This is a genomic window from Wolbachia endosymbiont (group A) of Epistrophe grossularia (assembly GCF_947251435.1).
Lineage (GTDB): Bacteria > Pseudomonadota > Alphaproteobacteria > Rickettsiales > Anaplasmataceae > Wolbachia > Wolbachia pipientis.
In genome coordinates this window covers 260,687-281,573 of sequence record NZ_OX366363.1, presented here as the reverse complement: position 1 = coordinate 281,573, position 20,887 = coordinate 260,687, and the positions used below count along the sequence as shown (strand labels likewise).

Here is a 20,887-nt window from a genome sequence, read left to right as displayed (position 1 = left end):
ATAAAGACTCTATTGCATTATTTTAGGTGTTTGGTAATCTTTAATTCTAGATCAAACAAATTTATAGCAGCCTGTATGAGGTAACTAGTTATGCACGGTAATATCTACCAGCTAAAGGTATTGATGCTATTTTTGCATCGAGGAGTGCTCTATCAGCACTCTTTTCGCTTAGGTACAGAAATAGAAGAGGCCAGAAAGTTCGATGATTTAGTATTTGAATGTACCCAAGGTAGTAAGAAAGTATACCGTTTTTTGCAGGCTAAACACACACAAGATGAAGATAACAAGAAAATTGGAGTAGGGAACTTACTTACAAAAGATAAAAGTGGTGAGTTTGGATTAGCAAAGTATTTTGTTTCTTACCTAAAGATCAAAAATAATCAAGATTTTGCAGATGGTAACCTGAAAGATTTTATTATCTGTACTAATATCGATTTTGATCTGGATCAAAGCACAGCACGAAACACAGTGAAGAAGTTGAGGGTAAAAACTTTAGGACCAAACGAGGAAATAGAAATTTTAGTTGAAGTAATCGACACTAGTGATGTCTTTTTTAAAGATGGTGGCACTAGATATAAGTTCTCTTATATTCACAATAACATGATTTCAGTAGTGCAACCAGCATTTGAAAGTGCTGTAGAAGAAGCGATGGAAGAATTAGAAGAGGAGATAAAAAAACTCCAAAACAAGCCAGATCAGAACTCAAAAAGGAAATTGGAAAGAAATCAGACGTGGCAACGTGAATTTGGACGAATGATGAATGAAGGTAGGTTGGAAGACAATATAAAAGAATTTTTTGATAAGTTAGTATTTGCAGTAAATCAGCCTAACGAGATAAAACTAGCAGAGATCATTAAGAATGAGCTGGGCGAGCAATTTAATGATATTGACAGAAAAAATGTTTATGCTCGCTTCCAAGAAAAAATGCTAGATTGGCTGAAAGAAAAAGGGAGACGTTTTCTTACACATGAAGACGGAAGAGAATTCTTTCGCAAGATGAAAGAAGAAATCTTAGGAGGCTTTCGATTTGAGGTAAGAAACCCGGTAGGATCGTTTACTGGAAGAAAAACAGAGCTAGAAAAACTGCATGAGTCAATACAAGAGAGTCAAGGTGTAGCCACAGTAATATCGCAACTGGTTTCTATCAGTGGGTTGGGAGGAATAGGTAAAACTGAGCTGGCCAAAAAATATATTGAAAAACACAGTAAAGATTATGACAACAATATTATATGGATAAAAGCTGAAACCCATGAAACCATGGTGCAGTCTTTTCTCAGATTAGCTAAAGGTCTTTTAGGCATTCCTACAAAAGATAGGGATATTGAATCTATTGTAAGAGATATATACGTTTTTTTCGCAAAGAGAAAAAGTCTTTTTGTTTTTGATAACGCAGAAGAGTATAGAAGTGAAGGTCAAGATGCTGGTATTAGTCAATTTTTACCGTCCCACTTTTTATTATCTGATGATAATAAACCTAGTGTTTTGATTACCTCTCGTAATCAGAAATGGGGAGATATAAAACCATTAACGTTGGGTGCATTTACTAAACCAGAATCAATGGACTTCATTAGAAAAGCACTAGGTATAAAAGATGAATCACAAGAAAATGAAATAGAGAATCTAGCAGAAACATTACAGCATTTTCCTTTAGCTCTGCAGCAGGCAGTTGTATACATAAAAGAAAGGGATATAGCATTAAAGAATGTAGGCTTGAAGTTTGAAATCAGTGATTATTTAAAAAGGTATAAAGAGGAAGCAGAAAAATTACTTGATTTCAAGTTTCCTAAAGACAGCGACAATAGCTACACCAAGACAACTTTTATAACCTGGAGAATTACTATTGATAAAATCAAAGATACCCCAGAGTATGGTCAGCAAGCCAAAGAAATTTTAGATATTATCGCCTATATTGCCTCTGACAATATTCCTGCAAAAATGTTTTTAGGGGTAGAACGCAATGAAGAAAAGTTAGGTGATGCTATCCAACTACTTAAGCAATATTCAATGATCAACTCAGGAGAAGAGCAAAATTTAGTCAATATTCACAGGTTAGTACAGCAAGTAATAAGGATAGAGTTAGAAAAACAAGGCAAAAACAAAGTTGTGAAAAAGACTTTTGAGTTACTGGAAGAAAGCTTCCCTTATGGCAGTGACAAATTAGAAGATTATGCTAAGAAACGACAGTTGTTACCACATTTAGAAGCGTTCTTATCACACATAGATGAAAAACAAGCAATAGAAAAGGATTATCTTGTAGATTTGTTAACGTGGATGGATAATGGATATTCTGATTTAGGTAATCCTAAAAGACGAAAGGAGTTGTCTGAATGGGCTTTAGCAATTAAAGAGAAACTCTATGGACCTGATCATTGTACAGTTGCTGGAACACTAGAAAACCTCGGTATTGCCCATGGGGATTTAGGCAATCCTCAGAAAACAAAAGAGTTGCTTGAACGGGCTTTAGCGATTGACAAGAAACATTATGGCTCTGATCATTTTCAAGTTGCTACAATACTGGAAAACTTAGGTAACGCTTATGGAGATTTAGGTGATCGCAAGAAAAAAAAGGAGTTGCTTGAACGGGCTTTAGCAATTAAAGAGAAGCATTATAAACCTGACCATTCTGAAGTTGCTAAACTACTGGAAAATCTCGGTATCGCTTATGGGAAGTTAGGTAATCCTCAGAAAGCAAAAAAGTTGCTCGAACAGGCTTTAGCAACATGGCTCTGATCATTTTCAAGTTGCTACAATACTGGAAAACTTAGGTAACGCTTATGGAGATTTAGGTGATCGCAAGAAAAAAAAGGAGTTGCTTGAACGGGCTTTAGCAATTAAAGAGAAGCATTATAAACCTGACCATTCTGAAGTTGCTGAAACACTTACAAACCTTGGTATTGCTTACAGAGATTTAGGCGATTCTCAGAAGGCAAAAGAGTTGCTTGAACTGGTTTTAGCAGCTAAAGAAAAACGTTATGGAACTGATCATTTTGAAGTTGCTGAAACACTTACAAACCTCGGCATTGTTTATGGGGCTCTGAGTGATCTTCAGAAAGCAAAAGAGTTGTTTGAACGAGCTTTACCTATTTTTGAGAAACATTATGGCTCCCATCATTTTATGGTTGCTGTAGTACTGGCAAACCTCGGCATTGCCCATGGGGATTTAGGTAACCCTCGGAGAGCAAAAGAGTTGCTTGAACAGGCTCTAGCAATTCGAAAGAAACATTACGGCCTCGACCATTTTGAAGTTGTTAAATTACTGGCAACCCTCGGTATCGTTTATGGCACTTTTGGCGATCATCAGAAAGCAAAAGAGTTGTTTGAACGAGCTTTACCTATTTTTGAGAAACATTATGGCTCTGGTCATGTTCAAGTTGCCAAACTACTGGCAAATCTTGGTATTGCCTATGGCGCTTTGGGCGATCACAAGAAACAAGAGGAATTGCTTGAACAGGCCTTGCCTATTTTTGAGAAACATTATGGCCCTGATCATCCGGAAGTTGCTAAACTGCTGGCAGAACTAGATGACATTTAGGTTTTTAGCAATACTGGATTAACAACAATTCATTTGAGCTACACTTCCAAAACTAATCTATTTGGATCTTCTATATAATTTTTTATTTTAACGAGGAAAGTTACTGCTCCTTTGCCGTCAACTATTCTGTGATCGTAAGAGAGAGCAATGTACATCATAGGTCTGATTTCTACTGCATTACCAACAGCAACTGGCCTGTTTTGTATTGAATGCATTCCAAGTATTCCAGATTGCGGAGGGTTTATTATCGGAGTAGAAAGAAGCGAACCGTATACTCCGCCGTTTGAGATAGTGAATGTTGCACCTTCCATTTCTGATACTTGTAATTTACCTTCGCGAGCTTTTTTGCCAAGAGCAACTAAAGTCAACTCAATTTCTGCAAATGACATCTGATCAGCACTCCGAATAACAGGTACAACAAGGCCTTTGTCAGTGCCAACAGCAACACCTATGTCATAGTAATGTTTATATATGATTTCATCGCCTGAGATTTCAGCGTTAATTTCAGGGATCTCTTTCAGTGCTTGCACTGCTGCCTTTATAAAAAACGACATGAAACCAAGTTTTATTCCATATTTTTTTTCAAAGGCATCCTTATATTTTGCTCTTAGATCCATGACATTTTTCATGTCAATTTCATTGAACGTGGTCAGTATTGCAGCAGTATTTTGCGATGCTTTCAAACGAGCGGCAATTACTTGCCTTATTTTGCTCATTTTTACTCGTTCCTCTCTTTGCTCTCCATTTACTACACTTTTTGGCAATTCATATTGTTTTATTGCAGGCTGTTCTGCTTTGTTCATATGGCCTATCACATCTGCTTTTGTTATTCTGCCTCCCATGCCAGTTCCTTTGACACTTTCTGCATTAATTGCATTTTCTTCCATAATTTTGCGAGCTGATGGAGCATCTTTTTTGGCAGAACTTTCGCTTTTATCTTCTTTTTTCGCTTCCTCTTTTACTTCTCCCACGGAAAGCTTCGCTAACAATTGATCAGGACTTATTACATCATCTTCTTTTATAAGAAATTCAGTTATTTGCCCTGAAGCTTCTGCAGTTAATTCGAGTGCTGTTTTATCAGTCTCAATTTCAAAAATCAGATCATCTACTTTTACTGCCTCGCCAATATTTTTCTTTATTTTTACTATACCTTCCGTAACTGATTCACCACCAAGAGTTTTTGGTGCTCTGATTTCTATAATTTTGCTCATAAAACAACTTCCGTATAAAACTTTCTATAGATTTATACATGAAAAGAGACATGTAATAAACTAATAAATTCATTGAGGCTCTTATCATTTAGAAGTGACAAACGGATAACATATTCCCAAATGTCATTCCAGCACGTGACGCTAGGCCATAAAAATTCCTTGACAAGCTTTGCCATCCCCCCTATCATGAAACTGAAGCTATTTATTTATCTTCGCAATCTGTGCAGGTTAATGACAAAAAACTTAGGGTATTTGGCGTCTCATGTTTAATTTTTCGCACTACGTGCATCGCATGTCTTTAAAAATTTTTAGGTTTTTACCTATATAAGCCGAAACGCGCTTACAAAGCGTTTAAGACAGCAAAAAACGTCAAATTGACAAGGGAGAATTTGAATGCTAGCTACTACGGGGTTTCTTTGCCTTTTTTCCTGCTTAGTAAATTTCTTAAACACTTGCGGTGTAGGTTAGTTGCAAGTTAAAAGCAGCTAAATCGCTCTTAATCAAGCGTTTTAGAATAAAAAAAACGCCGATATTTTAGTACATAGTGAATAGCTAACCACCACGGGGCTTCTTTTGCCTTTTTTTTCGCTTGGTAAATTTTTTAATATTTATAGCTAAACGACAATCGTCATCCCGCTGCTTGTTAGCGGGATCTAGAGATACCGTGACGGTATGACGGTTCGCGGTGGTATGACGATAAGGTTTATACCTTGTCATGCAAGTACTAGAATCCAGTAAGCTTATTTATGCATATAAAAGGTTATTATTTTGTAAAGTCAAAGTTGCTTTTGGTTTTAAGTTAAAGTACAATAAATGCAAAGGTTTATATAAACTGGATCCAAGTAGTTAGCTACTTGAATGACATCAGACAAACAATCGTACACATGCTAGTCAAAATAGGCACCAGAGGAAGCAAGCTTGCAGTTGCCCAGGCTTTGGAAGCAAAACAAAAGTTGCTGGATTCTTTTCCTAACTTATCTATTGAAATTATTAAAATAAAAACTTCTGGAGATAAGTATGCAAACGCAAATCTTGCTGAAATAGGAGGCAAAGGATTATTCATTAAAGAAATTGAGACTGAATTGCTCGAAAATAATATAGACATGGCAGTTCATTCGCTAAAAGATATGCCTGCGTTTTTCTCAGGGGGTTTAACAATTCCTTGTGTTTTAGAAAGGCTAAGTTCATGCGATGCGTTTATTTCTCATAAACACAATAGCCTTGAGTCTTTGCCACAGCAGGCTACTATTGCCACTTCTTCAATAAGAAGAAAAGTTCAGTTGTTAAATGTTAGACCAGATTTAAATATAGTACCGCTACGTGGAAATGTAACAACCAGATTGCAAAATCAAAGTTTTGATGGAATAATTCTAGCTGAAGCAGGACTCATAAGATTAGAAAAACATCACTTGATTACAGAGGTATTGCCACCAAAAGTTATGTTAAGTGCAGTGGGGCAGGGGGCGGTTTGTATTCAATGTAGAAGGAATGATGTAAAAATTATCGATCTTTTAGAGAAAATTAATAATAATATGTCTTTTATAGGAGTGAAATCAGAGCGCAGTTTTATGAAGACAGTGAATGGTTCATGTTTTACACCACTTGCAGCTTTGGCTGAATATGTGAGCGAAAATATGCTACACCTTCGTTGTATGTTAGCAAGTGGAAAAAATATATACTTCACTGAGCGCACTTCATTTATAGAAGATGCGGAGAAAATGGGTATGGATGCAGGATTAGAGTTGAAATCAAAATGCTTATAAGCTTACCTAAAGTACGTGGAATCTATCGTTATGATGTCTTAATGTCTAAAGCGACGTGGTTAAATGTTGGTGGACGAGCTGATGTATTATTTAAACCATGTGATATTGAAGATTTAACATACTTGATTAAAAATACTGAACTGCCAGTTAGCGTTATTGGTGCAACATCCAACATAATAGTGCGAGATAGTGGCATTCGAGGAATAACAGTAAAATTAGGTAAGGAGTTTGCATATATTAAAAGTAAGGGTAACAACTCTATTGTAGTTGGGGGAGCTGTGCTGCTCAGCAACCTTGCTCACTTTGCGGGAAATCAGCAGATTAGTGGGTTGGAGTTTCTAGTTGGAATTCCAGGAACAGTTGGTGGCGGAATAGAAATGAATGCAGGTGCATATGGTAGTGATATCGCAAGTGTTGTACAATCCATAAAAGCAGTGAATCTAGAGGATAGAAACCTATATGAGTTCTCCAGCGAAGAAATGGGGTATTTTTACCGTGGACATAGCCTAAAAGGAAATTGGATTTTTGTTGAAGCTGAGTTTAAAGGAGTAAACTCAGAGTATGAGCTTATACTGCAAAGGTTAAAGGAAGTTATTGAGAGGAAAAATAAAAGCCAGCCAATAAGAGGAAAAACTGCTGGGTGCATATTCAAAAATCCAAAAAACTACCGAGCATGGGAGTTAATTGATAAATCTGGCTGCCTAGGGTTAAATATTGGTGGAGCTAGAATCTCTAAGAAACATTGTAACTTCTTGCTCAATTACGATAATGCAACTGCATCTGACTTGGAAAACCTTGGCAACAAAGTAAAAGATGCAGTAAAGGATAAATTTAATGTTGAACTTGAGTGGGAAATAAGGGTTTTGGGTAGCTATTAGATAGTTTTTATAGCTTATGTATATTCGTTCAGGAGAACGGCAAATAAGGTAAACAAGTAATCTAAAAAAATAATCATAGAGAAACCGTGAGGTAATGTGGTTAATCTTGTAGAACTTTGCAAGAATCTAGAGAGAAAAATAGCAAAGTTATACCAATTCTCATTATTAGTGAATCAAATAAGCGATATTGTAGAGTTATTTAATTGTGGAGTGAGAAAGAAAGGCAATAGTATGGCTTTTTTTCCATTGTTATCTATCCGTTTATTGTGCAGTGGGAATTGGTATTAGCTGAACGGACACTATTGTTATACTATATCTTATATACAATTGTGCAATATGGACAATGGCAACAAATTTACTAGCGAAATTCAGTGATTTATGATTGATAATTAAAGTTCTTAATTAGTAACCGTTCACACTTAATTCTTCAATCTCACTAATAGAAAGGCCAGTAAATTTGACAATAGTGTTGACATCAACATTGTTAGCCAGCATTGCTTTTGCGACTTCGATTTTTCCTTCGATTTTTCCTTCGATTTTTCCTTCGATTTTTCCTTCAATTTTCCCTTCAATTTTCCCTTCCTCTTTACCGATTTTGATGCCTCTTTCTTCGCCAATTTGGATGCCTTTTTCAGTAGCAAGGTCAAGTCTGTATTCAAGAATGGCTTCTTCTTTCCGTAGATCCATTATTCTTTCTTCATAAGCTACTAAATCTTTTTCATTCCAGCTAAACCTGTCTAATTCATCGTAGGCTAACTTTATTATTGGTGCTTTTTCTGCTATTTTCCTTAAGTCTTCTTCCGTAGTTTCATCTGCATATTTGAAGAAAAATAACCAACGATCCACTATGCTTTCTAGCTGTTCTTCCTTATTCTTAGGAAATTTAGGTAGTTCAATAAATACAAATTGAAAATCTTTTAAGTCATGCTCATTGGTTTTCTCATCTCTTATAGTGTGGCTGGATATATAATCAAGCTTATCAGGAAATAAATTACAATTAGAGATAGCAATAAAGAAAACCTTCTTTAAATCAATGTACTTACCAGATTTATCAGCTTGCCTTGAGTAAGCCTTAGCAGCATATAATTGAGCTCGTTTTTCGAAGCCTTTATCGCGAGTAAGCTGCATTTCAATCACATACCTGGCCCCACTAGAATCCCTGCAAAGAACATCAACTATACTTTGTTTATCAGATGCAATTTCAGGATCCATTATAGTACTGAGGAATTCCACTTCTTGTATAGTATTTATCTCAGTAAACCCTAAAATGTCATTCAAAAAATGTATGAGAATATTCTTATTTTTTTCAGTGCCAAATATTTTTTTGAAGGTTAAATCCAGCTTAGGGTCGAGAAACTTAGATAAAGCCATAGCCAAAGTGCTTAAAAATATTAATAATTATACACTATTATTAACAATTATTCAACCATATTTTTGAAGATAGCTATGCCGCCGCGGCGCTAACAGGTAGCGGAATGACGCATTACTTAACCGTCATACCGCGATTCATTCGCGGTATCTCGGCATAGATTCCGCTAATTAGTAGCGGAATGACGATTGTGTATCGTGTTTTGCTAAAAATCACAGAATGCAGTCTGGTTACCTTAATTAGAAGTTTAGCTTTAACTTTAAATGGACTACTCAACCGTGACAGACTTAGCTAAATTTCTTGGACAATCTGCATCTAACCCTTTTTTTGCTGTAGTAAAGTAAGCAAGGAATTGCATAGCAACACTGTAGATGATTGGAGAGATAAAATTATCAGTGTCTGGAAGTTGCACCACATCTGCGCAAACTCCCCTTAGGAATGGCGCTCCTTGTTTATCACTGAAGGCAATTACTTTGCCTTTTCTTGCAATAATCTCTTGTATATTAGATAGCGTTTTAAAGAATAAATCATCATAAGGGATAATTGCTATAACAAGCACAGTAGAGTCTATTAAAGCAATAGAACCATGCTTCATTTCTCCCGCTGCAATACCAGTTGTATTGATATATGAAAGCTCTTTTATTTTCAATGCGCCTTCCATTGCAACTCCGTATGAACTTCCTCTGCCGATTAAAATAACGTTATTGTGTTCTAATATACTGCCCGATATATGTTGTATTTTCATCACATTCAAAACGTGCTCAACATACTCGGGAATAGAATTGATAGCACTGCTTAGCTGTTTTATTCTCTCTCCACCCAGTATACCTTTTATTTTTCCAAGCTCCACGGCAAAGCATGCTAAAGTTGCAAGTTGCGCAGAAAAGGTTTTTGTTGAAGCAACACCAATTTCTTGCCCAGCAAGAGTATGTAACACAATATCTGAGATCTTTTCAATGCTGCTGCTAAATGTATTAGTTATACTTATGATTGTTTGCTTCTGTGATTTCGCATAACGCAGCGCTTCTATGGTATCTGCAGTTTCGCCAGATTGAGAGATAAATAACCCAATGCTGCCTTCTTCCAGCTTGACGTTGCTATACCTAAATTCTGATGAGATTTCTAGATATACTCGAACTTGAGCGACATTTTCCAGCCAATACTTTGCTATTAGCCCAGCAAAATAAGATGACCCGCATCCAACTATAGTAATGTAACTCAGCTCAGAAAACAATTTTTTGTTAGCAAATATTACCTCTTTATATTGCTTGTAAAATTGATTTATTGTTTTGTTTAATGCACGCGGTTGCTCAAAAATCTCTTTTAACATGAAGCTAGGGTAACCATTTTTGCTAATTAGAAAATCACTTGGACTACTATTTTCTATACTGCGTTTAACTTGTGTACCATTGTTGTATATACTAACTCCACTAGATTTTATCACTGCAATGTCATCATCTTCCAAATGCGATATTTTTTCCACAAATGCACTTAAAGCATTAGAGTCAGATGCAGCAAACACTGTGTTACAGTTATAGCCTATTGCTAAAGGCAAATTTCTCTTCGCAACAAATAAGGCGTCTGGATATTCTGCAAATAATAAGACCAAGGCAAATGAGCCATGTAAGTTGTTTAAACACTTAAATAGAGAATCAACTGGCGACAATCCTTCATCGAGATATAAGGTTAGCATGTTTGGTATGATCTCTGTGTCAGTGTCAGTATGGAATGACATGCCCCTTTCTTCTAGGCCCTTTTTTAGCAGATTGTAATTCTCAATTATGCCGTTATGAGCAACAACAACGTTATTTGTACGAATGGGGTGAGCATTTTTAAGGCCTGGGACTCCATGTGTAGCCCAGCGAGTATGTGCTATACCAACTGTACTGTGAGACATCTTGCTGTCATCAACAACTTCACATAACCTTTCGACTTTACCTTCTGATTTTTTGACTTCTATCTTACCTTCGTTATTTATGATTGCTATACCTGAGGAATCATATCCCCTATATTCCAATTTTTGTAACCCAGTTAGTAAGGTTGGTATTACTGAATCACCGCTACTTACTACACCAAATATTCCGCACACAAATGGATCACCAAACAAACTTTTTTCTAAACATGTTAAGCATTTTTGCCTTTATTACTGGTTGATTTATATTCTTTTTATCATTCTTTCGATTTTACCTTTTTAATTGGTTTAGCTGCTACTTTTTGAGTTTCTTTGCTTAAAACCTCAGATATAGCGGACTTTAGAACTTTTATCTCAACTTTTGGTGCTATTTCTATTATAAATTGTGCATTTGCTCCATCAACCTTGTTAACTTCACCTATTATTCCACCAGAAGTAATGACTGTATCACCACGTTTTATTTGATCTATCATCTTTCTATGTTCTTTTAGTTTTTTTTGTTGCGGGCGAATAATGAGAAAATAAAATACCACAAATATTAAAATCAATGGAGTAAAACTAGCAAAAGATGCGCCGATACTTGATGTATTGCTAGTTGCATCTGCTGCAAAAACTTCAGAAATGAGCATATTTAATCCTAATTGTTAATGATAAAAACAAACCTATTTAAGTATTAATTACAATACCATGCCATGTCAAGTTTGGTGAAGGCGTTTCTCAATACCGGCAATAATACTGCGAATTCTAAGTTATGCTAAAACTAATATGGCGGGAGTGATGAGACTTGAACTCACGACCTCATGCGTGACAGGCATGCGCTCTAACCAACTGAGCTACACCCCCCTAATTTCTTTTTAGCGTTTTCGGGCTTCAACTTTAAAGCTAATAAACATGTTGCCCTTTGTCAATATTTTTTGTTTGCGCTTTGCTGTCTTTTCTATTACTATGTAAATAATTTAATTTCACACATGGCTTGTACAAGTAGTCCCATTAGGGTTATGCCATGGAAGATAAACTATTTGGAGGAATGATATATGACAAATTTGCCTAAAGTCACTGTGCGTGATTTAGCTGAATCTGGTGTACATTTTGGTCACAAAATTAGTCGCTGGAACGCAAAAATGGCTCCATACATATATGGAGTGCATCAAGAAAATCGTATACATATAATTGATTTGCGAAAAACACTACCATTGCTACAGGTGGCCATGAAGGCTTTATATGACGTTGCATTTCAAGGTGGTCGCATTCTATTTGTTGGTACAAAGTTTCAAGCTTTTGATATTATTGCAAGTGAAGCGATTCGTTGTGGTCAATATTATGTGAATCATCGTTGGCTTGGTGGTATGCTTACTAATTGGGGCACTGTTTCTTCTTCGATAAAAACCTTGATGCAATATGAGAAAATATTAAATGACGAGGATAGCATTTTAACAAAGAAAGAATTGGGAAACATTGAAAAGAAAAAGCAAAAGCTTGATAAGGCGCTTGGCGGTATTAGAGAAATGGGAGCAATTCCTGATATCTTATTCATCATTGATACTAATAAAGAGCATATAGCGGTTAAGGAGGCTAAGAAGTTAGGAATTCCAATAGTTGCAATACTTGATACTAATTCTGATCCAGATGGTATTACTTATCTAATACCTGGAAATGATGACTCAAGAAAATCAATAGAGCTCTATTGTAAATTAGTTACCGACTCTATATTAGCTGGAATAGAGTCTAGTCTAGCAAAATCTGGAGTTAAGATTGATGATATAAGGGGTGATGAGTTTATTCAAGAAAAAGAAGATGTTATTGTGCAAACTAAAAGGAGACGTAGTAAAGTTTACAAAGAAGAAGAAAGGGAGGTAGTAACAAATGAAGATGAATCCAGATGATATAAGAGAATTACGTGATAGAACAGGGCTTGGCTTAAGTGACTGTAAAAAAGCATTAGAAGAATGTGATGGTGACATTAAGAAAGCCGTTGATAAGTTACGTACAATAGGTCTTGCTAAAGCTGACAAAAAATCTGATAGAGTAGCTTCAGATGGGCTCGTTGCTATGTGTTTGACTGAAAATTGTGGTGTATTGATTGAACTCAATTGCGAAACCGATTTTGTCGCAAGGAATGAGAAATTTATAGAGTTAGTTTTAAATTTAGCATCAATTGCTCATCAAGAACGCTGTACTAGCGTTGATGAGTTAAAAAATGCCAAGTATGAAAGCATTGGCACAGTGCAGGAAGCTATTATGAATGGTACGTCAGTTCTTGGTGAGAAGCTAGAGTTAAGCAAGCTTTGTTACTTAGAAGCTAAGGATGGAGTTATTGCTGGCTACGTACATGGTGATGTGTGTGGCTTAGGTAAGATTGGTGCTTTAATTGCATTGCAATCATCTGGTGATAAGGCGAAGCTACAAGAGATTGGGAAACAAATAGCTATGCATGTAGTTGCTATGAAGCCTGAAGCTTTGTCTATAGATGATTTAGATCAAATGAAGTTGAACAACGAACGTTCTATAATTGAAGAGCAAGTGAGGAGCTTAAATAAACCTGAAGAAGTAGCAAAAAAAATAGTAGATGGACGAATGGCTAAGTACTATGAAGAAGTTGTTTTACTAGAACAAAAGTTCATAAAGGATGATAAAATGAAGGTTTCTGATTTTATAAAATCAAGCGAGATGAGTGCTATTAAATTATCTAATTACAAGTTACTTGTTTTGGGTGGTGCAAACTAAATGGTAAAAAATGTTTCCCTCAATAAATGAAAAAAGCGAAATAAAATATTCCAGAGTGTTATTTAAAATTTCTGGTGAAGCTTTAATGGGGTCACAGTCTTTTGGCTATGATATGGGAATAATAAGCCAATTGTGCAAAGATATAGCTGATATTAACAGGCTTGGAGTTCAGGTATGTATTGTTGTTGGTGGTGGTAATATCTTTCGTGGCACATCTGCGTCTTTAAGTGGCTGTGAAAGAGCAAGTAGTGATTATATTGGAATGCTTGCAACTATAATCAATGCTTTAATTTTACAAAACTTTTTAGAAAAAAATTTAATAGCTTCTAGGGTATTATCTGCAATACCCATGGCCACTGTATGTGAACCTTACATAAGAAGGAAAGCTATTCGTCATTTAGAAAAAGGTAGAGTGGTAATTTTTGCAGCAGGCACAGGCAACCCATTTTTTACTACAGATACAGCTGCAGCCTTACGTGCTGTTGAAATGAATTGTGATGTTATTCTAAAGGGTACGCAAGTAAATGGTGTATACTCCGCTGATCCGAAAAAAAATGAGGATGCTGTAATGTATGATAGGCTTTCTTACACGGATTTATTGACTCGTGATTTAAAAGTTATGGATGCATCAGCAATTTCACTTGCTCGTGAGAATTCTATTCCAATTATAGTTTTTTCTTTGAAGGGAGAAAAAATAGTCAATATTATTAAGGGTCAAGGTACTTATACTATAGTTTCAGATTGTAAACATTAGGTAATTTATGTTAAATGAAATAAAAGCTAAAACAAAAGAAAGAATGCTAAAAACTATTCAGTCCTTTCATGATGATATTAAAGGCGTACGCACTGGTAGAGCTAGCGCATCGTTGCTTGATGGTATAGTTGTAAATATCTATGGTGGACATCAAAAGTTAAATCAGGTTGCAGGTGTTTCGGTTATAGATAACAAAACTCTATCAATTAAAATTTGGGATATTAATGTTGTCGGTGAAGTGAAAAATGCTATATTAAATGCCAACTTGAATTTAAATCCTGTTGTTGAGGGCAATACCATACGTATAGCTCTTCCGGACTTAACACAAGAAACCCGTGAAAAATTAGTGAAATTATTGCATCAGTTTGCTGAAAATGCACGGATTGCCATTAGAAATATACGTAGAGATATTATGGAAGAAACAGAAAAAATGAAGGAAAATAAAGAAATCTCAGAAGATGATTTTCATGGTGCTAAAAAGGAAATACAAAATATTACTGATAATAATATAAAAAAAATTGATGGTGAATTGTCCATCAAAGAAAAGGATATACTGAATCACTAAATGATATGGAGAAAGCTTACATAGCAAATGATGTCATTCCAGTGCTTGACACTGGAATCCAGTCTTTACTATACAACTATCTGATGCACTTGTTTGAAATCAAATTTCCTGGATCCCAGTGTCGGAGCACCGGGATGACACCAATTTTGCATTCAAGTATCAACTATTGGTGTCACTACAGTAACTCTCTTCCTGTCATGCAAGTAGCTGACACCTTCCAGGTGTCCATTGAAATCCAAAAAATTTCACTCAAGTCAAAATTAGGTTAAATTTAAATGTTGAATCAAGAATCTTTACCGAAACATTTAGCAATTATTATGGATGGTAATGGTAGATGGGCAAACAATCAAGGAAGAGTAAAAATTGATGGTTATAAAAAGGGCAGTGAAGTTGCATACGATATTGCCAAGTATTGTACGGACCTAACCATACCCTACTTAACTTTGTATGCATTCTCTATGGAGAATTGGCTTAGACCCAAAAACGAAATTGACTGTCTATTTGATTTATTTTACTCCGTTTTAACTAATGAAGATAAAGTCAATTTCATTTGCAACTGTAACATTAAGTTGAATTTTATTGGCAATTTAAGTCTGTTATCCAGTAAAATATTGGATCAAATTAAAAAAGCAGAAGAAATGACACATAAGAACGATGGTTTATTACTCACTGTGGCAGTCAGTTACGGAGCAAAGCAAGAAATTACACAAGCTATAAGCAATATTATAAAAGAAAATATTGCTTATGTATCAGAAGAGGAATTTGAAAAATTTCTGTATACTAAAGATTTGCCAAAATTGGATTTATTAATTCGCACTGGCGGCGAAAAAAGGTTAAGCAACTTTTTATTATGGCAAGCAGCTTATGCTGAATTGTATTTTTGTGATACTTTATGGCCTGATTTTTCTTGTCAAGATTTGAGTAAAGCATTAGAAGATTATACAAAAAGAGAGAAAAAATATGGTAGATAATAATTTTATAATTAGAATGTTGTCCTCAATAGTAATATTATTCATATTTTCCTTTGCTACATATTTTAGTGATTTATCGTTTTACCTATTGATTTTTTCAATAGCAGTTTTATCTTCTTTTGAATGGTATAATCTAACCCAAGGAAATAAAATTTTATACGTTTTTGCATTATTATTGATTGCACTACCAAGCGCCTCATTAATATATTTATATAATCTACCACAGGGAAAATACGCATTAGTATGGTTCGTCTTAACCATTTGGGGAATTGACGTTACTGCCTACCTATTTGGCAAGAATTTTGGTGGAGCTAAAATTTGCCCAATTCTTAGCCCTGGAAAAACTTGGACAGGACTTCTTGGTGCGATTTTAGCTGGAGTAGTGTGCACAATTTTTGGATCAATATTTTTTGGTCTATTTTCAATTTTTTATTCTCCAATCATTGGCCTTGCAATTGCTATTCTAGCGCAACTTGGCGATTTCACTGAGTCGCTTGTTAAAAGAGCTTACGGTGTTAAAGATAGTGGAAATATGATACCTGGCCATGGGGGAGTGCTCGACCGTATGGACAGTTTCATTTTTACTGCCCCTCTTATTGCTATTTACATAAGCTAAGTCTGCAGAAGTGCCATTAGAGCTCATCCCTAGTCAGCTCCCCAACCGCTTCTACAGTGCAGTCATGGACAAACGTCTTTTCACAATAAGGGCAGGCTATTTCCTCTTCTTCTCCCATATCTAAATATATTAATGGATGGCCGGAACCCTCATCATTCTCATCACCATGACAACAAACTTTTCTATTATTAACCCTCACTTTTGACATGCTGCTCCTTTAGCTTATAACATTTTATATATTGAATATACCCATTCAGAAATAAAAAACAACAAGCACTATTCTCCATTTTTTATCCTATTCAGGTTAATCAATTCGTTTTGAACACCTTTTGATACAAATTTGCTAACATCTTCTCCTAATCTTGCTATTTCCTTTACAAAGCTTGATGAGATAAATTGAGTATCTTCAGAAGCGGGAAGAAATATGGTTTCGATTTCAGGAAGAAGTTTATAATTTACCCAACTCATTTGAAACTCGTAATCAAAATCCGACACTGCTCTTAATCCTCTAATAATAACAGAAGCATTCTGCTCTTTGGCAAACTTCACTAGCAACCCATTAAAAGATATAACATCTGCATCAATTCCTAGTCCTTTGATTTCATTTTCAGCCATGCTTGTGCGTAGCTTTGTGTCAAAGGCAGTATGCTTATTAACGTTTTCTGCAACTCCTATTATTAATTTATCGACTAGTTTACACGCTCTTTTGATTATGTCAATATGCCCAAAAGTTATAGGGTCAAATGTGCCAGGGTAGATTCCTATTTTGTCATTAATGTTCATCCTTTATTTTTATAAACTACTTTAAAAACTTTTGATAGACATAATAACATTTTTTATCTAAAAATAAAAGTATACAGTTGGCCTGATAGCTCAGTTGGTAGAGCAAAGGACTGAAAATCCTTGTGTCGCTGGTTCGATTCCTGCTCAGGCCACCTTCTCTTTCTTACCAAATTTACCTTTTTGTTGTAAAACGTTCTATAATATGTTATGATATTGATATAAGTGTTGAGAGGGTAAACTATATGTATAGATATTATAGCAGAATATTTAATATCTTATTAATTATAGTTCTATTATTAAGCAATATTACTTATGCTGGCGTTAGTGAAAAACCGGCATCTCAACATGTAACCAGAAAAGAAGAACCAGCGTCAACTGTCTTGACGGCAGAAAATACAGTAAATAATGACATAGTTGTTGGTTTGTTGAAAAAGGAAGGAGCATTTGGGCGTGAGGTATCTCAAATTTATGAGATATTCAATAATTTTGGAGTTAAAACCGTACTCATTGATTACAATAAAATAATTAACCTAACAGGAATCCAAGAAAAGTCGCTTATCTTTGCAAAACAAGATGAAGTGTTGGCGCTAGCACTAGACCGAATAAAAATTGAAGTTGCACGATTCATTAAAGAGCAAAAGATAAATAGAATATTTATTCTAAATGATCTTCATCAGCCAAAAACTCGCATTGCTGATTTTTACAACGATCTTGCTACTAAAGCAATTGTAAAAATAGTAGATGACAATCCTGCAATTCATTTACTTGGCATATGTGGTGGGTTACAAGACATTATGCGTGCAAAAGGAATTGAAGTAGCGGGTTATGAAAGACAGCAAAAGACCCATTTAATGTCAGCGCTTAATCCAAAGCAGGAAGATGTGCCTTTACAACAGATAAAGATTGTTCCAAATAGTCGTTTAGCAGAAGTAGTAGCCAAATTCCTAATACCTGATGAAAATGGTTGGTTTTCAACATATTTTCCAGATGCTCATTCAGGAGCAGTAAGTAATACACCAGAAAATAGAAGAAAATTGGAGTCACTTGGATATAAAGTTGCAGCATTTTCCAGTGAGGGGGTAATAGAGGCTATTGAAGATAAGCATGGTAATGTTCACTTTCAAAGTCATCCAGAAGCCCTTGTTGTGAAGTCAGATAAAAACCTCTATTTATCAAATCACAAGGAACGTCAAGTGTCTACACTAGTTGCTATAGCGATTATGAATGATTTTCTTTATCGTGCTTAATGGCTATAGCTTTAGGCTTACCGACGATTTGATAAACGATAGATTTGTCATGTATCCGTTCAGGCAATGGCGTCAACTTAAGGAAAAATATCAGCGATAGTGTATAAAATTTCTCTCCAAATTTTTTATCATTAAATTATCCAAAGAGTGCAAGGGACAGCACTTTTGTTTCTATTTTATTGCAACAAAAAAGTTTAAAATGTGTCTTTTTTAGGTGAGGCATGCAAAAAGGAAAAGATCTTATCTTACAAATTAAAAATGCAATATACTCGAAAACTTTTCAGAAAATCCATTGTGTTGAGTTTTACACGAACAAGAAAACTTCCTTTTTCGACAGTATTTTCTATGATTTTAAAGTTAGTTAAAAAAAGTTTGGGAATAGAATGTGAACTTATGGAGCCATTGACATGTACCCTCAAAGCAAGCTTTTTCTAAAGCAAGGTATAAGATTTGCCATACAGGCTTTCAAGAATTTAAGCATCCAAACAGCCTATCAGGATGAACCTGAGTTGGAGAGGCTATAGACTTATTGCAGCAGATGGTTCTGGTATGAGATTACCCAGCTCTGGGGAAATTGTATCCGAGTTTGAACCAAATGGAAACTGACCTTACCCAGAAAAAGTGGAGAGAAAGTTTGGAATGTTTTTCACAAAGAGAATGATGAATCAAAATGCTCAGGAATGCAATAGTTAATAGTGACGTTGTTTGTTATAAAAAATTTCTATATATTCAAATATAGCAGTTTTGATATGCTGTTTAGAGTGCCGAGAGGTGTCTATTGGTAACTCCCTTTTTAGAGAACTGAAGAAGCTTTCCACAACAGAATTGTCGTAACAACAACCTTTATGACTCATCTATGTTTTTTATGGATAAGAGATATTGATAACCTTGCAAAGTATATTGTGAACCTTGATCACTATGTAATAGTAGATTTTTGGCAGGTTTACGCTTGTTAACGGCCATTAATAAAGAGTCCATAACCTATTGTTTATTTATTGAACTGCTCATTAACTACCATGCGTGAATATAGATCGATTATTGTTGCCAAATATAGCCATCCTTCTTTGGTTTTTATATAAGTAATCCCATACTTTATTTGGTTGATCGACAATAAAGTTTTGGTCTAATATATTGGGAGCTACTGTCCGTTTGTTGTTTCTTAATTTTAAATTTTCTTCTCAATATAGCCTGAATACCATTTTTCTGCATAATACTTTGCACTGTTTTTAAGTTGCAACTTTTACCCAAAGCCTTTAATTCAGCATGAATTTTAGGAGCTCCATATCTACATTTAGAAGCTTGATATATTTTTTGAATATCTGCTAATAACTCTTTATTTGCTGATTCTCTACTGCTTATTTTTCTTGTGGTCCACTTATAGTAGCCACTAGCAGAAAATCCTACATAATTCCTGTACTTTATAGCAGTTACTATATAAAAAAATATTTTACTCTTTTTGACTGGCCAGGGCTTTTTTTAAAATGTCTCTTTCCCTTGTTACTCTTGCTAACTCTCTTTGTAAATCAAACCTCTCTTTGTCGTAAGGAGCCATGTTACCTCTACCTGGAAATGCATCTGCTGCTGACTTTTTTTCGTTGTGTTTCTTTATCCATTTTCCTAATAAACCACCCTTTATTCCTAAATCCTTTGCTATTTTTGTAATTGTTTGACCTGCCTTTCTTTGTTCATTTGCCAGCTTAACAGCTTCCAATTTGAATTCTGCCGTATATTCTCTTGCCATTTCTAATCCTCCAAAATTTTATTTTACCCGAAAAAACTCCTTTCTTTCTCTCCACTTTTTCTGGGTAAGGTCAGTATGGGAAAAGGTGAAAGATGTACTAAAAAACCCAGAGATGATAAAAAAGGAATACCAACGTAGAGTATTAGAAAATAAAAATGATGAATCATCAGAGAAAAAGTTTGCAAGAAGAGAAAATCAAATAAAAGAAGGTATCGAAAAATTAATGGAAGATTATTATAGTCAAGAAAATGCAGGAGAGAAAGGATATATAAGCGAGGAAGAATTTAAACAGACAATGAGAAAAATGAAAGAACGCTTACAAGGGATAGAAGAAGAGAAAAAAAAGGTAGTTGATCAGAAGGCAGTAGAAAAAGGAATAAGTCTTATTATAAATAGCATAAAGAATTTTTATTCTAGTGTAAAATCGAACCTGGAACAGCTAGATTGGCAAACTAAGCGCGGCATTATTAAAGCATTAATAGGACAAATTAACATTGGTTGTGATCAGGTAGAAGTAGGATTTCAGATCGAAGAACCAGCATAGGATGGGGGAATTCTTAATTTGTATCATTGTACTACACATCATAATAAGGGGGTTGGCAAAATGTGTCAAGCAAGTTTTTTCGTTTCTATAAATCTGGATTTCAGCGTTATGCGCTGGAATGACAACGTGAGGTAAATTTTTCAACATCCCAAAATTACAGAATTCAGTCTGTTTAATTAAGTGTGAACTGTTACACGAAAATTTTGTAAACAGATTAATATACCCTGTTTTTGCTATTCATCTAAAAATGGAACCATAGAGTACGTTGAGGAGCGTA

General features: G+C 35.1%; 19 protein-coding genes, 2 tRNA genes and 2 pseudogenes. 15 read left to right on the top strand and 8 right to left on the bottom strand.

Annotation, left to right across the window (positions count from 1 at the left end):
* Positions 1 to 90 precede the first annotated feature (90 nt).
* Positions 91 to 2,730, top strand: coding sequence for a tetratricopeptide repeat protein (locus OPR28_RS01295; protein WP_265023331.1), 2,640 nt, complete (start codon positions 91 to 93; stop codon positions 2,728 to 2,730).
* Positions 2,731 to 2,749: 19 nt separating this feature from the next.
* On the top strand, positions 2,750 to 3,532 hold the full coding sequence (locus OPR28_RS01290; RefSeq protein ID WP_320157048.1) for a tetratricopeptide repeat protein: 783 nt from the start codon (positions 2,750 to 2,752) through the stop codon (positions 3,530 to 3,532).
* A gap of 38 nt (positions 3,533 to 3,570) precedes the next feature.
* On the opposite strand, the gene odhB is transcribed toward OPR28_RS01290, so the two are convergent.
* Positions 3,571 to 4,743, bottom strand: coding sequence for a 2-oxoglutarate dehydrogenase complex dihydrolipoyllysine-residue succinyltransferase (gene odhB, locus OPR28_RS01285; protein ID WP_265023330.1), 1,173 nt, complete (start codon positions 4,741 to 4,743; stop codon positions 3,571 to 3,573).
* A gap of 884 nt (positions 4,744 to 5,627) precedes the next feature.
* Between odhB and hemC the strand changes: the two genes are divergently transcribed.
* Both hemC and murB read left to right on the top strand, forming a co-directional pair.
* Complete coding sequence (gene hemC, locus OPR28_RS01280; RefSeq protein ID WP_265023329.1) at positions 5,628 to 6,506, top strand: hydroxymethylbilane synthase; 879 nt, start codon at positions 5,628 to 5,630, stop codon at positions 6,504 to 6,506.
* Positions 6,497 to 7,384, top strand: coding sequence for a UDP-N-acetylmuramate dehydrogenase (gene murB, locus OPR28_RS01275; protein WP_265023328.1), 888 nt, complete (start codon positions 6,497 to 6,499; stop codon positions 7,382 to 7,384). Before hemC ends, murB begins: the two co-directional genes overlap by 10 nt.
* A gap of 402 nt (positions 7,385 to 7,786) precedes the next feature.
* Here the strand turns inward: murB and OPR28_RS01270 are convergent, their stop codons facing one another.
* The 4 genes from OPR28_RS01270 to OPR28_RS01255 all read right to left on the bottom strand — a co-directional run bounded on the left by OPR28_RS01270 (position 7,787) and on the right by OPR28_RS01255 (position 11,508).
* Entirely contained in the window at positions 7,787 to 8,755 is a 969-nt protein-coding gene (locus OPR28_RS01270; protein WP_265023327.1) for an Rpn family recombination-promoting nuclease/putative transposase, read from the bottom strand.
* A gap of 266 nt (positions 8,756 to 9,021) precedes the next feature.
* On the bottom strand, positions 9,022 to 10,842 hold the full coding sequence (gene glmS, locus OPR28_RS01265) for a glutamine--fructose-6-phosphate transaminase (isomerizing) (RefSeq protein ID WP_265023750.1): 1,821 nt from the start codon (positions 10,840 to 10,842) through the stop codon (positions 9,022 to 9,024).
* A gap of 80 nt (positions 10,843 to 10,922) precedes the next feature.
* Positions 10,923 to 11,294, bottom strand: a complete 372-nt coding sequence (yajC, locus tag OPR28_RS01260) for a preprotein translocase subunit YajC (RefSeq protein ID WP_155968557.1) — start codon at positions 11,292 to 11,294, stop codon at positions 10,923 to 10,925.
* A gap of 137 nt (positions 11,295 to 11,431) precedes the next feature.
* Positions 11,432 to 11,508 (bottom strand) — tRNA-Asp (locus tag OPR28_RS01255).
* Between the two features lie 191 nt (positions 11,509 to 11,699).
* Here OPR28_RS01255 and rpsB point away from each other — a divergent pair.
* From rpsB to OPR28_RS01220, 7 genes are read left to right on the top strand one after another with little or no spacing between them, the layout of a single operon-like run.
* The gene (gene rpsB / locus OPR28_RS01250; RefSeq protein ID WP_265023326.1) at positions 11,700 to 12,548 is read left to right on the top strand and encodes a 30S ribosomal protein S2; all 849 of its coding nucleotides are present in this window, start codon (positions 11,700 to 11,702) and stop codon (positions 12,546 to 12,548) included.
* Entirely contained in the window at positions 12,529 to 13,389 is an 861-nt protein-coding gene (tsf, locus tag OPR28_RS01245) for a translation elongation factor Ts (RefSeq protein ID WP_265023325.1), read from the top strand. The genes rpsB and tsf overlap by 20 nt, the downstream gene beginning before the upstream one ends.
* Positions 13,390 to 13,399: 10 nt before the next feature.
* A complete protein-coding gene (gene pyrH, locus OPR28_RS01240) occupies positions 13,400 to 14,143 on the top strand; it encodes a UMP kinase (protein WP_007549204.1) in 744 nt (247 codons plus the stop codon).
* 7 nt (positions 14,144 to 14,150) lie between these two features.
* The gene (gene frr / locus OPR28_RS01235) at positions 14,151 to 14,708 is read left to right on the top strand and encodes a ribosome recycling factor (RefSeq protein WP_007549203.1); all 558 of its coding nucleotides are present in this window, start codon (positions 14,151 to 14,153) and stop codon (positions 14,706 to 14,708) included.
* Positions 14,709 to 14,713: 5 nt separating this feature from the next.
* Complete coding sequence (locus tag OPR28_RS07020; RefSeq protein ID WP_039964055.1) at positions 14,714 to 14,977, top strand: hypothetical protein; 264 nt, start codon at positions 14,714 to 14,716, stop codon at positions 14,975 to 14,977.
* Between the two features lie 6 nt (positions 14,978 to 14,983).
* The gene (gene uppS / locus OPR28_RS01225) at positions 14,984 to 15,679 is read left to right on the top strand and encodes a polyprenyl diphosphate synthase (protein ID WP_253303205.1); all 696 of its coding nucleotides are present in this window, start codon (positions 14,984 to 14,986) and stop codon (positions 15,677 to 15,679) included.
* Positions 15,669 to 16,295 (top strand): phosphatidate cytidylyltransferase, encoded by a 627-nt coding sequence (locus tag OPR28_RS01220; protein WP_015589049.1) that lies wholly within the window; start codon positions 15,669 to 15,671, stop codon positions 16,293 to 16,295. Before uppS ends, OPR28_RS01220 begins: the two co-directional genes overlap by 11 nt.
* 16 nt (positions 16,296 to 16,311) lie before the next feature.
* On the opposite strand, the gene OPR28_RS01215 is transcribed toward OPR28_RS01220, so the two are convergent.
* Both OPR28_RS01215 and coaD read right to left on the bottom strand, forming a co-directional pair.
* A complete protein-coding gene (locus tag OPR28_RS01215) occupies positions 16,312 to 16,503 on the bottom strand; it encodes a zinc-finger domain-containing protein (RefSeq protein WP_006279326.1) in 192 nt (63 codons plus the stop codon).
* Between the two features lie 68 nt (positions 16,504 to 16,571).
* Positions 16,572 to 17,078 (bottom strand): pantetheine-phosphate adenylyltransferase, encoded by a 507-nt coding sequence (coaD, locus tag OPR28_RS01210; RefSeq protein ID WP_015589048.1) that lies wholly within the window; start codon positions 17,076 to 17,078, stop codon positions 16,572 to 16,574.
* Positions 17,079 to 17,157: 79 nt separating this feature from the next.
* On the opposite strand from coaD, the gene OPR28_RS01205 reads away from it, so the two are divergent.
* The 3 genes and pseudogenes from OPR28_RS01205 to OPR28_RS01195 form a co-directional block, all read left to right on the top strand.
* Positions 17,158 to 17,230, top strand: a tRNA-Phe gene (locus OPR28_RS01205).
* A 90-nt stretch (positions 17,231 to 17,320) separates the two neighbouring features.
* Entirely contained in the window at positions 17,321 to 18,325 is a 1,005-nt protein-coding gene (locus tag OPR28_RS01200; protein ID WP_253303203.1) for a gamma-glutamyl-gamma-aminobutyrate hydrolase family protein, read from the top strand.
* Between the two features lie 221 nt (positions 18,326 to 18,546).
* Positions 18,547 to 18,925 (top strand): annotated as a pseudogene (locus tag OPR28_RS01195) (IS4-like element ISWosp8 family transposase); the annotation flags it as partial.
* 46 nt (positions 18,926 to 18,971) lie between these two features.
* Here the strand turns inward: OPR28_RS01195 and OPR28_RS07080 are convergent.
* A pseudogene (locus tag OPR28_RS07080) lies at positions 18,972 to 20,066 on the bottom strand (IS3 family transposase).
* Positions 20,067 to 20,151: 85 nt separating this feature from the next.
* Between OPR28_RS07080 and OPR28_RS01180 the strand changes: the two are divergent.
* Positions 20,152 to 20,610: a hypothetical protein gene (locus OPR28_RS01180; protein WP_265023323.1), complete on the top strand. Its 459-nt coding sequence runs from the start codon at positions 20,152 to 20,154 to the stop codon at positions 20,608 to 20,610.
* The last annotated feature ends 277 nt before the right edge of the window (positions 20,611 to 20,887 follow it).

What these genes read in the sequence shown, in the direction of transcription:
- OPR28_RS01295 (WP_265023331.1), top strand. Translation starts at nt 91, where the DNA reads ATGCACGGTAATATCTACCAGCTAAAGGTATTGATGCTATTTTTGCAT.
- odhB (WP_265023330.1), bottom strand. Translation starts at nt 4,743, where the DNA reads ATGAGCAAAATTATAGAAATCAGAGCACCAAAAACTCTTGGTGGTGAA.
- hemC (WP_265023329.1), top strand. Translation starts at nt 5,628, where the DNA reads ATGCTAGTCAAAATAGGCACCAGAGGAAGCAAGCTTGCAGTTGCCCAG.
- murB (WP_265023328.1), top strand. Translation starts at nt 6,497, where the DNA reads ATGCTTATAAGCTTACCTAAAGTACGTGGAATCTATCGTTATGATGTC.
- OPR28_RS01270 (WP_265023327.1), bottom strand. Translation starts at nt 8,755, where the DNA reads ATGGCTTTATCTAAGTTTCTCGACCCTAAGCTGGATTTAACCTTCAAA.
- yajC (WP_155968557.1), bottom strand. Translation starts at nt 11,294, where the DNA reads ATGCTCATTTCTGAAGTTTTTGCAGCAGATGCAACTAGCAATACATCA.
- rpsB (WP_265023326.1), top strand. Translation starts at nt 11,700, where the DNA reads ATGACAAATTTGCCTAAAGTCACTGTGCGTGATTTAGCTGAATCTGGT.
- tsf (WP_265023325.1), top strand. Translation starts at nt 12,529, where the DNA reads ATGAAGATGAATCCAGATGATATAAGAGAATTACGTGATAGAACAGGG.
- pyrH (WP_007549204.1), top strand. Translation starts at nt 13,400, where the DNA reads ATGTTTCCCTCAATAAATGAAAAAAGCGAAATAAAATATTCCAGAGTG.
- frr (WP_007549203.1), top strand. Translation starts at nt 14,151, where the DNA reads ATGTTAAATGAAATAAAAGCTAAAACAAAAGAAAGAATGCTAAAAACT.
- OPR28_RS07020 (WP_039964055.1), top strand. Translation starts at nt 14,714, where the DNA reads ATGGAGAAAGCTTACATAGCAAATGATGTCATTCCAGTGCTTGACACT.
- uppS (WP_253303205.1), top strand. Translation starts at nt 14,984, where the DNA reads ATGTTGAATCAAGAATCTTTACCGAAACATTTAGCAATTATTATGGAT.
- OPR28_RS01220 (WP_015589049.1), top strand. Translation starts at nt 15,669, where the DNA reads ATGGTAGATAATAATTTTATAATTAGAATGTTGTCCTCAATAGTAATA.
- OPR28_RS01215 (WP_006279326.1), bottom strand. Translation starts at nt 16,503, where the DNA reads ATGTCAAAAGTGAGGGTTAATAATAGAAAAGTTTGTTGTCATGGTGAT.
- coaD (WP_015589048.1), bottom strand. Translation starts at nt 17,078, where the DNA reads ATGAACATTAATGACAAAATAGGAATCTACCCTGGCACATTTGACCCT.
- OPR28_RS01200 (WP_253303203.1), top strand. Translation starts at nt 17,321, where the DNA reads ATGTATAGATATTATAGCAGAATATTTAATATCTTATTAATTATAGTT.